Annotated in this window: 11 protein-coding genes; 1 reads left to right on the top strand and 10 read right to left on the bottom strand. The window is 54.3% G+C overall.

Features of this window, described 5'->3' with window-relative positions; translation table 11 throughout:
- Window positions 1-194: 194 nt before the first annotated feature.
- Both AC3G2T_RS23330 and AC3G2T_RS23335 read right to left on the bottom strand, forming a co-directional pair.
- Entirely contained in the window at window positions 195-542 is a 348-nt protein-coding gene (locus AC3G2T_RS23330) for a hypothetical protein (protein ID WP_488437077.1), read from the bottom strand.
- Window positions 543-679: 137 nt separating this feature from the next.
- Complete coding sequence (locus AC3G2T_RS23335; protein WP_474686917.1) at window positions 680-2,164, bottom strand: tagaturonate epimerase family protein; 1,485 nt, start codon at window positions 2,162-2,164, stop codon at window positions 680-682.
- Between the two features lie 165 nt (window positions 2,165-2,329).
- Here AC3G2T_RS23335 and AC3G2T_RS23340 point away from each other — a divergent pair, with 165 nt between their 5' ends.
- Entirely contained in the window at window positions 2,330-3,184 is an 855-nt protein-coding gene (locus AC3G2T_RS23340) for an AraC family transcriptional regulator (protein WP_474686915.1), read from the top strand.
- Window positions 3,185-3,247: 63 nt separating this feature from the next.
- Here AC3G2T_RS23340 and AC3G2T_RS23345 read toward each other — a convergent pair whose 3' ends face one another.
- The 8 genes from AC3G2T_RS23345 to AC3G2T_RS23380 all read right to left on the bottom strand — a co-directional run bounded on the left by AC3G2T_RS23345 (window position 3,248) and on the right by AC3G2T_RS23380 (window position 16,235).
- Complete coding sequence (locus AC3G2T_RS23345) at window positions 3,248-3,772, bottom strand: phage tail protein (protein WP_474686913.1); 525 nt, start codon at window positions 3,770-3,772, stop codon at window positions 3,248-3,250.
- Window positions 3,773-3,794: 22 nt separating this feature from the next.
- Window positions 3,795-4,292: a phage tail protein gene (locus AC3G2T_RS23350; protein ID WP_474686911.1), complete on the bottom strand. Its 498-nt coding sequence runs from the start codon at window positions 4,290-4,292 to the stop codon at window positions 3,795-3,797.
- Between the two features lie 26 nt (window positions 4,293-4,318).
- Complete coding sequence (locus AC3G2T_RS23355) at window positions 4,319-4,837, bottom strand: phage tail protein (RefSeq protein ID WP_474686910.1); 519 nt, start codon at window positions 4,835-4,837, stop codon at window positions 4,319-4,321.
- Between the two features lie 19 nt (window positions 4,838-4,856).
- Window positions 4,857-5,315 (bottom strand): GNAT family N-acetyltransferase, encoded by a 459-nt coding sequence (locus AC3G2T_RS23360; protein ID WP_474686909.1) that lies wholly within the window; start codon window positions 5,313-5,315, stop codon window positions 4,857-4,859.
- Window positions 5,316-5,521: 206 nt separating this feature from the next.
- Entirely contained in the window at window positions 5,522-11,026 is a 5,505-nt protein-coding gene (locus AC3G2T_RS23365) for an S-layer homology domain-containing protein (protein WP_488437078.1), read from the bottom strand.
- 38 nt (window positions 11,027-11,064) lie between these two features.
- Complete coding sequence (locus AC3G2T_RS23370; protein ID WP_474687077.1) at window positions 11,065-11,247, bottom strand: hypothetical protein; 183 nt, start codon at window positions 11,245-11,247, stop codon at window positions 11,065-11,067.
- Between the two features lie 23 nt (window positions 11,248-11,270).
- Window positions 11,271-12,140, bottom strand: coding sequence for a 5'-3' exonuclease (locus tag AC3G2T_RS23375; protein WP_474687079.1), 870 nt, complete (start codon window positions 12,138-12,140; stop codon window positions 11,271-11,273).
- Window positions 12,141-12,380: 240 nt separating this feature from the next.
- Window positions 12,381-16,235 (bottom strand): TIM-barrel domain-containing protein, encoded by a 3,855-nt coding sequence (locus AC3G2T_RS23380; protein ID WP_488437079.1) that lies wholly within the window; start codon window positions 16,233-16,235, stop codon window positions 12,381-12,383.
- Window positions 16,236-16,270: the final 35 nt, after the last annotated feature.

The raw sequence follows: 16,270 nt of genomic DNA on the forward strand, positions 1-16,270 counted from the left end.
ACGAGTGTGGCTATTTGGAGGACAGCCGCTTTTTCTGGGCGCGCGCATCTCCCGGTGCAGGTTGTGAAACCGCACAACTGGGCTGGAAGCAGCTTGCCAGGGAGAAAACCTGCAAAAGTGCAGGTTTTTCCTCTGGAATCGGCTTATTTTGGCGAAAAGCCTGCACTTTTGCAGGAATTGTTCGTGGACAGCGATCAAGGACGCAAATTCATGTATTTTTGCAGTTTTTTTTCGTACAGCCAGCCAGGCAGATTATAGCTATCTCCTCTAACGTTGGGGTTTTTCAATAATAGCCTGCAAAAGTGCAGCTTTTTGCTCGTTGAGACGCTTGCCAACGAAACATTCCTGCAAATGCGCAGGTTTTCCAGCGCATACATGCGCTCAGACCCGTTTGCATCCGGAATTCCTGTACAATCGCAGGCTTTTCCGCCAAACGGACTGCTTTCGCGGAAAATGCCTGCACTTTCGCAGGTTTTGCGGGTTTTACGGGTTTTACGGGTTTTGCGGGTTTTGCGGGTTTCACAGGCTTTGCGGCCGGCCAAGCCGCGCTTCACAAGCGACCGCACCGGCTTGGGCGGCAGTTGCTTCGAGCACACCTCCCGCGCAAGCCAAAAAACGCCTCAACACCACGACAAAAGTGGTGTTAAGGCGTTTTAAGGGGCCCAGCCGCCCCCGCAAACTATTTGCCCAGCAGCTCCAGGTGCTTGCCGATGTGCTTTTGCAGCCCTTCCGCAAATGCTTCCTCCTGCTCGGAGAGCGTGCGGAAAAACTCGTCGGCGAACTGCTTGCTGCCGTCAGCATTTTTCGCCTGCAGCAGCAGGCCGTACGTAATGTGCAGCAGTTGGCGCGCATTGTTTTCGTTCATATACTCCGGCAGATCCGCGTCGTTCGTTTGATCCAGCGGCGCGATAGCGGCGATGTCCGTCGTCACATGATAATAAACGGTCGCTTCTTCAAAATGCTCCAGCGCATATTGGTGCATGCGGCGGTACAGGGACGGATTCGCCTTGGCTACGACGCGAACGGCTTCAAGCCAGTTGGTGCCTGCCGTTTTCAAATGGAACAGCCCCTTGGTGTACTGCCCGATCAGCGGGAACACGCTGAACTTGTCGCTGCCCGAGTGGATGCTCAGCTTGAAGCCAAAATGATTGGCAATCGCCACGTGGCTGGCAAGCTCCTGTTCGAACTGGGCGATATCTCCGATGTAATCGATGCCTTTTTGGAACTCCCCGCAGAAGCGCGGCGCCATGCTGAAAATCGTTACGCCGCGCTCGTGCAGCTCATTGGCTACCAAATAATGGGCCTCCGGCGAAGTCGGCGTCATCGTTTCGTCGATGGAGATTTCAAAATCGACCTCACGGTCCAGCGTTGCGATGTACTTGCGGAAAATCGCTTCCATAAAATCGACGGCTGCGCTGTAAATCAGCACGTCTTTTTTCAGCGTTTGCGGCGTAAACGTCAGGCTCGCTCCTTGAACGGACGGCGCCTGCTGCAAATAACGCGCTTCATAGCGGCTGCGCACATCGGCGGGAAGCTGCTCGTATTGGGCCGCCACTTCCGCTTCGGTCAAGGAGTCGATCGTATTATCGATGTTCTCCGAGCAGTCCAGCGTCAGCATCGTAAAACCGAGCCGCAGCGCGTATTCGATGTCCTCTTCCTTCTTCAGATGATCGCCGTCCGCGCCGAAGCCGTCCCGGTAGCCTTCCTGGAATACGGCATAGCAAGCGGCGTCCAGCACGTCCTCATAAGTGCGGCCCGTCAAGTTCAGCTCGCGGATGCTTTGCTGAGCGAGTACGGGACGAATGTCCTTTCCGCGCAGCGTTTGAATGTGTCCGGGGCTGGCGATGCCCAGGCGGTCGCCGAGTCCCATCGTCGCTACCTTAGTGCCGAAAGCTTGCGGCGCCGTATAAGGCAAAAATTTGTTCAGCGTCAGCCTGTTCGCATGCGTGAGAGGGCATACTTTACCGCCGTCCGCGATTTCTCCGTCCAGCTGATCGTACAGCTCGCCGTCTCCGGTCACCACGATCCGTTTGCCCGCTTCCGTCTTCACCATCACTAAAGCCGTATTGCCATACTGCGCCAAAGATTGCGGATACGCTTTCACAGCTTGCGAAACAAATGAGGAAATACTGCCGGATTTCACTGCTTCAATAAGTTGGTTCATATTTAGAATCCTCCTTGATTGCTCCATTATGATAATCCGATCATATCGCAATTTAAGCAATATTTCTCATCATCTATTCCGATTTTTCCTGAAAACTATTCATATTTTTACTTTCATTCATGATATAATAACGACGGGCAGCCCTCATCCAAGGAGGAAAACGATATGACCCGCACAGTTACCTACGGCAATGAAGAAGGGCCTTTTTACATTCAGCACATTCAACGGTCCGGTTCGTTCGAAAGAACCCAGCATATGCACGAGGTTTTCGAGCTGTATTATTTGTATGAAGGCGAGCGGATGTATTTTATCCGCGATCGCGCTTATTTGATTTTGCCCGGGGACCTGGTCCTGATTAACCGGCGCGAGCTGCACGCTACCGCGGATTCGGACAAGCTCGGCCACAAGCGGGTCGTGATGAACTTCAGCGAGCCGTTCCTCGGCGGGTCCATCACGGAAGCTCCCTTTTTGCTCGATGCTTTTACTTACGGGACCCCGGTGCTGCGCCTGGACCCTACGGAACGGCGCACCGTGGAGGACATTCTTGGCAAAATGGTGCAGGAAGCCAAGGAGCCGCTGCTCGGCCAAGCTTTTTCCCTGCGGCACCGCCTCATCGAGCTGCTGCTGTTCACGGCGCGGTTCGTCCGCCTGCATCCCGTCCAGGCGCCGGAGCATCTCAGCCCGCTGCACCGCAAAATATCGACGATCGTCCGCTACATCAATACCCGCTTTGCCGAGCCGATCCGGCTGGAAGAGCTGGCGGAGCGGTTTGAAATCAGCCCGGCTTATTTGAGCCGGATGTTCAAGGAAATTACCGGCTTCGCGCTGATCGAATACGTCAATTTCGTGCGGGTCCAGGAAGCCCAGCGCCTGCTCGCCGGAAGCCAGGACAAAGTCATTACGATCGCCGAGCAGGTAGGGTTCGGATCGCTTGTGCAGTTCGGGCGTGTTTTTCGGCAGATATCGAAAACGACGCCTCTCCGCTACCGCCAGTCCTCCCGCAAAGAGTTGGACAAGTAGCCGGAAAGTCGCCGCTGTACGCCGGATAAGCCGCAGAATGCGGCCATCCCCATTACCTGTGTCTTATTGCTTGGGAGGGTAGACTCCCTCCAACGCGATGATGAAGTTCATGACCGCGAACGGCTGCATGTTGTTATGCGGCTGACTGCCCCCCATAGGGGTAATCGCCTGCGGGTTCATCGTCGTATCTAATATGTCGGAATAAAATTGGAACCCGCCGCGTCCGGACGCGCCCGCATTGGACCAAATGGCCCCCTCTGCCGTCATTTGATCCGATACTGTCTGCGCATTAGCCAAATGATTATGAACGGGCATTTGATCGTACAACAAAGTCACCGTCGCCTCTCCGCCCTTTTCGTTGTACTTCCGCGGCGTAAGCCCTGCGCCGCCGCCCCAGTGCATGGGTGCCCGTCCTCTAAGATCGGGCAGAGCGAACGTCGTTCTGCCGTCTCCGCCGTAAACGTTTCCGATTATAGAAAATAAAACAGGGTTTACCTGAACCTGCATGATTTGACCGTTGCACAGCGCCCAGCCGACCGGGGCATAATTGCCTGCAAACAACCGAATTTCTCCAACGTATGGATCCATATGCTCATCCCTTTCTCCACATTTAACTTCTAGGCGGGAATAACCCTTCTACAGCTATACAGAAATTTAACACTGTATAGGGCTGCATATTCACGTGCGCCTGACTGCCTCCGGCATTAGCCAACGCGTTGGGAGCCATCGCGGCATTCGCCGTCGTCTCATAGGGTTTTACGCTGGCCGATGTTCCCCAGGTATTGTCCGAAGGGGCTGCCGAGAGCGCACCCGATCCTCCTGTCGCCAGATGTGTGTGCTGAGGCATTTCATTGATAGTTAAAGGGTGCGCTTCCTCCCCGCCGGCTTGACCGAACGGAGTGCCCGCCGATACGTGAACCGGAGTACGTCCTTGCAAATTTGGAACGGCAAACGTGGTGCGCCCGTCGCCGCCATATGTATTTCCGATCACCGCAAACAGCGCCTGATTGTGGATAACCTGCAGCAGCTGTCCGTTGCACTGTAACCATCCCCTAGGGGCAAAATTAGTAGGAAACAACCGAATTTCCCCTACAAAAGGTTCTGCCATGAATGATCCTCCCCGCCTTTTTCAAATTAATTTTGAGTAGGATAAATGCCTTGTAACGCAATGATAAAAGTAAGGGTAGAGAAAGGCATCATGTTGTCATGTGACTGATTGCCTCCAGCTATTCCGATTGCCAAGCCATTCATCGTCGTATCGGGAGCCGCGTTGGAATATTGATTTTTGGTGCTCTTGGCCCAAAATGCATTAGCCGGGCTGGCCAACGTCCCTTCAATACTGGAGCTATTCGCATTATGCGTGTGAGCAGGCAGTTGGTTTAGCGTTAAGGTTACTTTTTCCACGCCGGTCTTTTGCCCAAGCGGGTAAAAAGTGCCTGTTGCCGGGTTCTGGCCCGTGTGCACAGGGATTCTCCCCTGCAGGTCCGGCAGAGCGAAGTTCGCCCGCCCGTCTCCCCCGTAAGTGGTTCCAATTAAACTATACAAAGCTTCGTTGTCGTTGATAGACAGCAGCTGCCCGTTGCACAGCGCCCAGCCGATGGGAGGATAATTGCCGGAGAACATACGAATTTCCCCCAAATATTGATCGCTCATGTAAAATGCTCCTCTCTCTTTATAGCTGCCATGCCATTGCAACGTAAGGAAATGATTCTCCGGTGACCTTGAATCCGAGTCTTTCGTACAAACGCTTGGCCGGATTATCCCCGAGCACATGCAGCGTGACCGGTCGGCCGGATGCGGCGGCCTCCTGCTGCAAACGCGCGATCACCGCGCTCCCCAGCCCCCGGTTGCGGTAAGGCGCCAGCAGGGACAAATCGACAAGGGCGACAGAGGATTGCCTGGACACAATCATCCGCCCGATCCTCACACCCTCGTGCACGATGATCTGAGTGACGGCACCCGGGTACTGCATAGCATAGGATTTTGTCTGAAGCTCGAACTGCATACGCAAAAAAGCTTCTCTTTCTCCGGGCGGCCATCCCCAAGCTTCCATCTCGCTATGCCTCGTTTCCGCATAAACTTCGAACAAAAAGCTGTCGTCCTGGGGCAGAGCTGTTTCTAGCAGCAGCATAGCACCTCCAATTAGTCAGTATCAGGAATGATCTGAAACTAAAGTACTATTCTACTATAGATAGCAAAAGATCTTTTTGTCAATTATTGTATATATTCGCAAAAACAAAAAATCCGCTCCTCTTTATAAGAGAGGAACGGATTTGGGCAAAACCGCTTATTATCCGGTGTGTTCATCCTGCAAAGCGGGTTACCTTATGACATCGATCAGGGGATCAATGTCTCGCTTTGATCGGACTTACGACTGGCATCATGCGTCCGGGATGCTTCCTCGATGTCCGCAAACGCCCAGAATGACGGCTGTACATCAGACCAGGACGGAACGGAAACTCCCGTCAACGGCCCGCGCTTGAGGATGCGGTTGATGATGACGACAGCCTCCGCCCGCGTCAACGCCTGGTCCGGCCGGAACGAGCCGCCGGCATACCCTGTCATGTATCCCTGCCCGGAGACAGCGGCAATTTGGGCTGCGGCCCAGTGCTCTTCGGCGTCGCGGAAAGCTGGCTTCGCCGCAGACGGATCCAGCTTCATCCATTTTACGATAATCGCTGCCATTTCGGCGCGCGTGATGGAAGCGTCAGGCTTGAAGCTTCCGTCCGGATAACCGGTCAACAGACCCGCTTCCTGTCCGCGGCGTATCGCATCTGTCGCCCAATGCCCTTTATCTACATCCGTAAAGGTCCGGGACGCAGCGTCCGACTTTGTTCCCGCCGCAGTTAATCGGGACAGTATAGCGCTCATCTCCGCTCTGGTCACGGCCTGCCCGGGCCTGAACGTACCGTCCGGATAACCGTTGATATAAGCCTCATGGCGCACAGTTTCGCTGCTCGCGGATACAATCGTAAACGTGCTGAATTTGTTGACATCGATTTTAATGCCTGCAAGGCTGCCTTGGGTACCGTATACAAGTTGGCCGCGCTGCAATACCTTTTCTCCGTCGGAGTGTTCAATATAAACACCGAGCGTTGACAAAAACAGCTTTTTTTGCGCCGCATCGCCGGGAATCACGCTTGGATCAAGTGGGAACGTCAATTGAACGGGCACTTTCTGCAGGTTCGTTTCAATCGTCATCGGCATGCCTACCATGCGCACCTCGCCCGACTTGATAGCTTGCCGCACCACATCGGCGGTAATTGTTCTCCCTTTTACAGCCTGCTGCTCTTCCTGCTTCCGGATAGGCACAATGTTGAAGTAGTAATCCTGGCTGCCTGCCAAAGTCTTAAGAGTATCCTTGGAAAGATACAAGGTTGCATGATCGGTGCGAATCTCGAGATTGACCGATTTGTCCGATAAAATCGGGATCGCCTTCGCAGGCAGCATAACCTTGACGACATCCGCAGGATCGTCCGCAAGGTCGTCTATCTTGACTATCACCGTATCCTGATTCGCCCGAAGCGCGCTGGAAACGGATTGTTCGATTTTACCGTCGCTCAAGAGAAGCGAATCGACTTTCTTCCCGCCGGCCTCTTCCCGTACAATATCGACTAGCTCGACTGTCTGCGAGCCGCCCGCAGCTTCGACCAGAACCTTCACCTGCCGGACGTTAGATGGAGAGCTGCTTCCGCTCGAGCCGCCGGACGAAGAACTGCTCCCGCCGGAATCGCCGGATGAATTGAGCACAACGATTTGAGTCTTTGCATGTATGCCGCCGTAGGTAGCCTCCAGCACGGAGGTACCGGGGCTTTTGCCCGTAACGCTGCCTGATGCCGACACGACCGCGCTGTCGCCCGTCAACGCGTAGCCTGCAAGAAAGGTTACATCCGTTTGCGAATTGTTGGAATACTGAGCCAAAACGTTTGTCTGGAGATCTTGGCCAACCTTGATTTGATAAGTCGGCTCCTCGAAGGCCAGGCTGATGACAACGGGCGTTACCGTCACTGCGCTCTGAGCCGTTTGCCCGCTGTAAACCGCCTTAATGACAGTTTGGCCGGAAGCCAGCGCTTTGATGATGCCCGGTACGGACAAATCGGCGATTTGCGCATCGGCGGCCTGATAAGCAGCCTGAGCCGTAACGTCGACTTCATGATTGTCGGAATATTTCATGATAACCTGAAACGGAATCTCGCCGCCCTCGGCTACCGAGTAAGAAGTCTGGTTGAATCGCAAGCCCGCAGGTTTCGAAATCACTTGAACGGTGCGCAAAATTTCCTGAGCCGGATTGCCCGCAAGATCGAGCGCATTATAGCGCAGCACATAAGTGCCGGCGTGATTGACATCAACGAAGCCGGTCACTGTGGCTAAAGCCGACGCCGGGTGCTCATCCTGAACTTGCGCTCCAAGCTCCGTATAAGCCTCCCCTTCAACAATCGTGATGTCAGCGTCGCCGTTCAAAACAAGCGTCGGCGCCGTTTTGTCGATTCGTATTTCCGCCGAAACAGGTTCGCTCGCATGATTGGACGGGTCGATAGCTCTGGCGAAAAAAACAGTCAGCCCTTCCTGCGAAACGATGACAGGAGAGGTGTAGCTGCTCCACACTCCATCGGTTCCGAGCTTGTATTCGATTTGATTGCCCGGGTCGCTGGCGACTGTGGCGGTTACGTTTTGATTGGTCCAGCCGGTATCGCTAAGCGTTATGGAAAGATGATTGCTTACAAGCACATTTTGAAGCGCTCCGATATTGTTTAACGCAGCATCGGCGGCATTGCCTGCCCTGTCGGCGATTATCGCTCCGTTTAATGTCAGGGAAGCGGATGCGACACCGATCCCGTCTTCGTCCTGGTCCTGCATGCGGACCGTATAGCGGAATTTCAGCTGACTTGGCGTCACGGATTCGGCATACACGGCTTCAACCAACGAGGAGCCCACCTGCAATTGAATGGAGGGGGTCCCTCCTGAAGTATTCAGCACAACCGGCTCGCTGTAATTCACCGTAAAATCGAGATTCGCGCCGGCACTGTATGTGCCGTTCGCAGGCACGCTGACCGAGCTCACCGTCGGCGCAATCGTATCTACCAGCACCGCATTCGTGCTGCCGACGCTGTTCAGCGCAGCAACCGCATCGTTGCCTGCAGCGTCTTTGACCGTGCCGCCGTTGGCGGCTATCGCACTGCCGACCGCTATGCCGTCGGCATCCGCATCGCCGCTGAGTACCGCGTACCGGAACAACAGCGCGTTCGTTCCTGAGCCTGACACGTACGACGCTTGCACTGTCGTCGAACCGATTGTCACGGGCAGATATGGCGTGCCGCCTGCCGTATTCACCGTTACATTTTCACTGTAGTTAACGGTGAAATCCAGATTCGCTCCCGCTTTGTACGTCCCGTTCGCTGGCACATTCACGCTGCTTACCGTCGGCGCCACCGCATCCACCAGCACCGCATTCGTGCTGCCGACGCTGTTCAGCGCAGCAACCGCATCGTTGCCTGCAGCGTCTTTGACCGTGCCGCCGTTGGCGGCTATCGCACTGCCGACCGCTATGCCGTCGGCATCCGCATCGCCGCTGAGTACCGCGTACCGGAACAACAGCGCGTTCGTTCCAGAACCTGACACGTACGACGCTTGCACTGTCGTCGAACCGATTGTCACGGGCAGATACGGCGTGCCGCCTGCCGTATTCACCGTTACATTTTCACTATAGTTGACGGTGAAATCCAGATTTGCTCCCGCTTTGTACGTCCCGTTCGCTGGCACATTCACGCTGCTTACCGTCGGCGCCACCGCGTCCACCAGCACCGCGTTCGTGCTGCCGACGCTGTTCAGCGCAGCAACCGCATCGTTGCCTGCAGCGTCTTTGACCGTGCCGCCGTTGGCGGCTATCGCACTGCCGACCGCTATGCCGTCGGCATCCGCATCGCCGCTGAGTACCGCGTACCGGAACAACAGCGCGTTCGTTCCAGAACCTGACACGTACGACGCTTGCACCGTCGTCGAACCGACCGTCACAGGCAGGTACGGCGTGCCGCCTGCCGTATTCACCGTTACATTTTCACTATAGTTGACGGTGAAATCCAGATTTGCTCCCGCTTTGTACGTCCCGTTCGCTGGCACATTCACGCTGCTTACCGTCGGCGCAATTGTATCCACCAGCACCGCGTTCGTGCTGCCGACACCGTTCAGCGCAGCGACCGCAGCGTTACCTGCAGCGTCTTTGACCGTGCCGCCGTTCAGTGTCACGCCAGACCCGGGCTGAATGCCGTCTGCGTCGTTGTCTCCGGCCTGCACCGTGTACCGGAACAACAGCGCGCTTGTTCCTGAGCCCGATACATACGACGCATGCACCGTCGTGGAACCGATTGTCACGGGCAGATACGGCGTGCCGCCTGCCGTATTCACCGTTACATTTTCACTGTAGTTTACGGTGAAATCCAGATTCGCTCCGGCTTTGTACGTCCCGTTCGCTGGCACATTCACGCTGCTTACCGTCGGCGCCACGGCGTCCACCAGCACTGCGCTCGTGCTGCCGACACCGTTCAGCGCAGCGACCGCAGCGTTACCTGCAGCGTCTTTGACCGTGCCGCCGTTCAGTGTCACGCCAGCCCCGGGCTGAATGCCGTCTGCGTCGTTGTCTCCGGCCTGCACCGTGTACCGGAACAACAGCGCGCTTGTTCCCGAGCCCGATACATACGACGCATGCACCGTCGTCGAACCGATCGTCACAGGCAGGTACGGCGTACCGCCTGTCATATTCACCGTTACATTTTCACTGTAGTTGACGGTGAAATCCAGATTCGCTCCCGCTTTGTACGTCCCGCTTGCGGGCACATTCACGCTGCTCACCGTCGGCGCCACCGCGTCCACCAGCACCGCGTTCGTGCTGCCAACGCTGTTCAGCGCCGTCCCCGCATCGTTGCCGGCCGCACCTTTAAGTGTGCCGCCGTTTAGAGCCAGCGCAGCGCCGACTGTCACACCATTATTATCCAACTGACCACTCTGCAGCGTGTACCGAAAGATCAATGCTTGCGTTCCCGAGCCGGATACATAAGACGCATTGACGGGAGAGGAGCCGATTATCAGCGGCAAATACGGCGTGCCTCCCGACGTGTCCACGGTAATATTTTGGTCAAAATTCACTGTAAAGTCCAAATTTTGCCCGGTACTGTACACGCCGTTAGCCGGAACGGATACTGACGAAACAACCGGATTGCTCGCCGCAATGTCATAGGTGACGCTTAACGTCGGCACGTTGCTTCCTGTTTCCTTGGAGGCGATGGCGAATTGGCTCGTCCCCCCCGAAGTGCTGCCGCTCAGCACCAAAGTCGCGATTTTATCGCCGGACAACTGGCTGTTTATAAAGCTTTTGACATCAATGACCAGATCCTGTCCTACTGTAATGCCGGACGTAATATTGGACGCTATGTTCACATCCTTGGAAGGAATCGTTGTCGCGTTTTCCGTCCAACTGTCGTTATTAGACCCGGATACATTCAAGAAAGGGGCAACCGTATTCTCACCCAAAGCCGTTACACGCAGCTTAAGCTGTGCGCTTGAAACGGTTGCACCGTTCGGAATCGAAGTCAGGTCGAATTTCAGTACCGTCTGAGCGCTCCCGTAAGCGACGTCGTAAAAATTGCCGATCCAGTTAAAGTTCTTGAAATCGACGGTCGTATCGCCTGAGGGATAGTGCCCGGAATTATCTACGTAATAGTCCGCAGTCGTGGACAATGACGCCGTCGTCGACGCGTAACTGTTATACGCGGGCAGCAAGCCGCATACAAGCAGCGCAAATACCGCCGATAAAACCGCATTGCCCGTTCTTTTGTAAAGCCCTTTCATAGTCGCCTCCTTAAATTTTGAAAACCCAGGGTGGGATTTCAGTCACTTTTCGCCGGTAAATCCCTTTTTTCGCCCCGCTCTTCGTTCAATACTGACAATTCACCTGATGAAAAAGCAGCGTTTTTTAGCTGTTTATAGGTCTTTTTTATCATTTCTACACTTTTTTCCAAATCCCTTTTGCGTTGGCGCAAAAAAATAGAGACACAGCCTGTTATTACCAAACGGCTTGTCTCCATTATTTTCCTTATCCGATTAATTTTACCAAACTGTTAAACTCAAGCTCTTCGAATTTTTGAAGTGCGGCGCTCTTGTTGATTTTCCAAACGCATTCTTCAAAAACGCATTGAATAGGAACATCCACTTTAATAGTTGCCAAATCTTTGGACAAGTGCAGCATGTCCGTGTCATTTTCGATTTTTGTTTTAACATTAGCCGATAACTGTTCCATATTGTCCAATACGCCTTGGACGGAACCGTATGTTTTAATAAGCTTTTGGGCCGTTTTCTCGCCAATGCCGCGCACACCCGGGTAATTATCGGAAGTATCGCCCATAAACGCTTTTACATCGATAATTTGAGAGGGGTGCAGCTCTTTCTCTTCCCACAAAGCAGCCGGCGTGTACACTTGATAATTGGATTTGCCCTTTTTCATGATCACGACCGAAATGCGGTCCGTAATGAGTTGAAGCATATCATGGTCGCCGGTCAATATGAGCACTTCCGTCTCGGCGCTGATTTGGCCGGCAATCGTGCCTATACAGTCGTCGGCTTCAAAACCGGGCGCGCCGAAATTCGGTATCCCCAGCGCATCCACAACCTCTTTGACCAGGCTGAACTGGGGGACCAGCTCTTCCGGCGCCTCGGCCCGGTTCGCTTTGTAGCCGTCGTACATCTCGGTCCGAAACGTAGAGCTGCCCAAGTCCCAGCAGCAGAGCAGATGCGTAGGTTGAAACTCCTTGATGGCATCGAACAAATAATGAATAAAACCGAAAATGGCGTTCGTGGGGATGCCGCTGCTCGTTTTGCGGACATACCCTCCGTACGATTGCGCGTAAAAGCCTCTGAATAATAAGGCCATGCCATCTACAATTAAAGTGCGGTTCTTGTTTTCCATATTTCCACTCCGACAATAAATTATGTACCATTATTAAACATACCAGACCTTTACGCCGATGAACATAGATTTTATAAATATTACTTGTGGCAATCTATCCCATATCGCACCCATACGCTCATTTCGCCTTCTTCCAGTCGCCAAACGACAAAAGACCATCGGGATCGCGGATTGCCCGGTGGTCTTTCTCAGCCCAAACACTTTATCGATTTAGCCTCATGAGGGAGTCCGAGCTTCCGCTTATTGCTTGGTTACACGAACATCATCAATATGGAGCGTTGTGCCTCCCGGAGAATCGACGTAGAAGCCAATATCGATCTGACCGTTCGTAACCATAATGTCGCTAACGCTGACATACTTCCATACACCGTCATTGCTGATATTGGCATATATGGCAGAACCGCCGTAATTTTGAATCTCCGCTCGCGCTGTTGTCGGCGTCGTATTTTTCATGCGGACCCATGCTTCGAATTTGTATTTCACGTTGTTCACTGGAACGCTGATCGTCTGATGAATGCTTTGCTTGTAAGCGCCCGGCGCATAAAAGTAAGCGCGCTTATCGCCCGTCCATGGCGATTCCGGGGGATTCGTTGTCGAGCCGCTATCAATGCCGTAAGCGACCGCTTGTGTACCGGGATGCCATTCGGTCCAGTTGCTGCTCTGGCTCGTATCGCGTTCAAAGCCGCCATTGTCGAGCAGGTTCTGCTCGGAAACCGGCGTTCCCGCCGCCGCTGTCGAGAGCAGCATCCGATCCAGATTAATGCCGCCGCTATCGGCAGCATCATATTTGAACGCGATGGTGTTAGCTCCTGCGTTCAGCGACACGGTTTGAACGTTGTCCTGCCAAACGTTCCAGTTGCTTCCCGGACTCGCGAAGCTCGTTTGACCCAACTTCGTTCCGTTCACGTAGGTGCTTAGCGTCTTCGCAGCGTTCGTGCCGTTGGCATAGCGCAGCGCGACTTGATAACTGCCTGCGCTCGGCACATTGACATTGTATTTCACCTGCGCGCCGGGTGCGCTCATGCCGTCGACAAATGCGGCGCCGCTGTAGTACCAATGATTCGTGTCCATACTGCTGCCTCCGGAAAGCTCGGCGCTCTCTGCCTCGTATTTGCTTACCGCAGGCGCGAACGGCACCGTGATGTTGTCGATGCTAACGTTACCGCTATCGCCCGCTTCACTGTAATATTTGTACGTGACAACGTTCATGCCCGCCGTCAGGGGCAGCGTCTCGGCTTGGGTCGACCACGTGTCCCAATTCGCTAAATTCGCAAGCGACGTTGACTTTACTCGCTTGCCATTGACGAAGATGCTCATCGTCTTGGCCGAACCTGAAGCGTTAGCATAACGCAGCGTAACGTTATAATCGCCGCCTGTTTGCACTTTCGGATAAAACGTCGCACCCGCTCCCGCATTGCCGAGCCCATCCACGAAGCCTGTTCCCGTGTATCCGGCATGGTTCGTGTTCACCGTCGCTTTAGTTGACGCTGTGATGCCCGAAAGCGATGCATCTTCAGCTTCGTATTGCATAACGGCCGCGCTCACGGAGCTGCTTCCGGTCACGGCGATGGCCTTGGCGGAAGCTGCTCCCGCCGACAATTTTACGAAAGTGACGTCGCCGTATACGTCCTTGCCTTTCGCCCAGCCTTCGCCTGAAGCGGCTTTCAATGCTTCCAAGCCGGCATAGGATGCCATGGCCGTACTGTTATTCGTCACCGCGGTTCCAGCAGCTCCGTGGAGCTTGATGATATAAGATTGCAGGGCAGGGATGTAGCTGCCGCTTTTGGCCCCTAACGTGAAGCTAAGCGTACCTGAGCCGTTGTCTTGCGCAGTCATATTTTGCTTGAAATAAGTGCCGTTCTCATAGTTATAACTGGCTCCGTCATCGTCATAATAGGTGAAGCTGCTTTGCGATGTATCCGGGAATACATCCACATCGACGGAGGTCACGGAAGATTGTCCTATATAATCCTGCACCTTTTGCGTAGGAATGATCGCTCCTTTTTTGATGAAAAGAGGAATGTCCGTTAGCGTATCCGGATTCACGGCGTAGTGAATCGTCTGACCGCCGGTCAGCACATTGCCGCGCGCATAATCGATCCATGTGCCGGACGGCAAATAAATATCTTTGGCGGTCTGCTGTTTATCCACTACCGGAGCGGCCAGCAGCCAATCGCCGAACATCCAGGCGTCCGTATCGTTTTTGACATTCGGATCGGTCGGATAATCCTGCATGAGCGGCCTTACGAGCCCATTTCCGTTCTCGTAGGCGCTTCTTTCATAAGCATACATGTAAGGAATCAGGGAGTAGCGCAGCTGAATCGCTTCTTTGGCCGCTTCCTCTGCGGTCGATCCAAAATACCAGGGCTGGCGCTGCTGGTGATTGTTGCCGTGAACGCGGAAAACAGGCGTAAGCGAGCTAAACTGCATCCACCTTGCATACAGGTCCGGATTCGGATTGTTCGTCGTGCCGTCCTGCTGGTTGAACCCCCCGGTATCCATGCCCCATTTCACTTGGCCGTTATTTACGGATGACAGCATAACGGCTCGCTGCTCCTGCATGCCTGCCGCCCAATCGATGCGTTCCCCCTTGTTGTACTGAATGCCGATGTCGCCAGACCAGATCGTCGTCGCGTAGCGCTGTGCGCCCGGATAGAAGGTGCGCGCTGTTTGCCAAACACGCTGCGCATTGCCCGTATAAGCGCGCTGACCCTCGTACATCGTTTGCGACATATGGCCCGTCGTGAAATTGCCGAACCAATAAGTCACTCCGCCCGATGATACTTTATCCGTCTCATCGTTCCACCATCCCGCAATGCCTTTATCCAACGCATCCTTGGAGTGATTCCAGAACCATGTCCGCTCGCCGGCATTGTAAGGATCGATGCTGCGTACCTTCACGGGGATGAAATAGTCCTGATATTCGCTATGTCCCGGGTAAAAATAGCCGCCGTTCGCCGCATCCGTCCCTTGAATCGTCGCCGTGTTCGAAGCATCCTTGGTCACGATCCGCGGTTTCGTAATGCCGATCATTTTGATGCCTTTGGCATCCATTGCCGATTTGAGCGCCGTCGAGGCGGCGGAAGGGAAATTCGTGGTGTTCCATGCGAATTCGCCGTAGTTGTTCTCCCCGTACTTCTTCCAATCGTAATCGAAGGCATAGGCGTCGATGGGAATGTTTTTGGCGCGGTACGTATCGACATTATTCGTAAATTCCGTTTGATTCGTATCCCACTCGAAATTCATGAATCCCAAGGACCACTTCGGCAGCATCGGCGGTTTGCCGGTAATCTCGGCGACGCCGGACATAATATCCTTCGGCGTGCCGAGCATGATGTAGTATTCGACGTCCTGCTTCGTATAGCGCCGTCCTTCCGCAGGCGTGCCGCCGTAGTAAAACTCCATTTTACCGGTAGCGTCATCCGTATACGGATAGCCGCCGTCGCTGTCGACAAGCAGACCATAACCTGCCGTACTCCAAATGAGCGGCCCCCCGGAATCTCCCTGCTCGCCGGCATGGGCGGCGTGACTGGAATTGTTCCGCAGCAGGTCGCCGCCGCCATCGAAAGCGTTGAAGCTGCGGATGCCGTACATGTTGTCCCCGCCGGCATGAACGAAGCGAACGCCATCCGAAAACACCCCGCCGCTGGAAGGTTCCCAGAACAGTGCCGTACCGTCCGGCTTTTTCACCGTCATGCGCACGGGATTTTTGGTGATCTCGATCTTCATATTCGGAGTCGTGACCGTCATTGGATTGGAAACCGTATTTATCGTCGCTCCGACGGCCGCCCATGTTTTGTTCGGGTCCAGCATCGGCGTATCCGGGCTTGGCGTCACGCCATTCGGACGATAGTCCACCTTCAGGATGCCGTTCTGTACAGCTTGAATGACCAGAATGTCATCGCTTGGCTCCGCGCCGTTATCAACGGTTAGCGTCAAAGTATCCCCGGAAACGCTCGACGAAAGCAAATTGCCGAGCGAGCTTACATAAGCGCGAGCAGGGGGCGCGGGAAGAAAGGTAAAGGTAGAGCCAATCAGCGTGCATACTGCCAACATAGAGAGGACGCGCGGAACTTGATTGTTCCGTAGACTCATGATTTATACCGCCTTTCGCTTTTGGAATGCGGGAG

The organism is Paenibacillus sp. sgz302191, assembly GCF_057749925.1.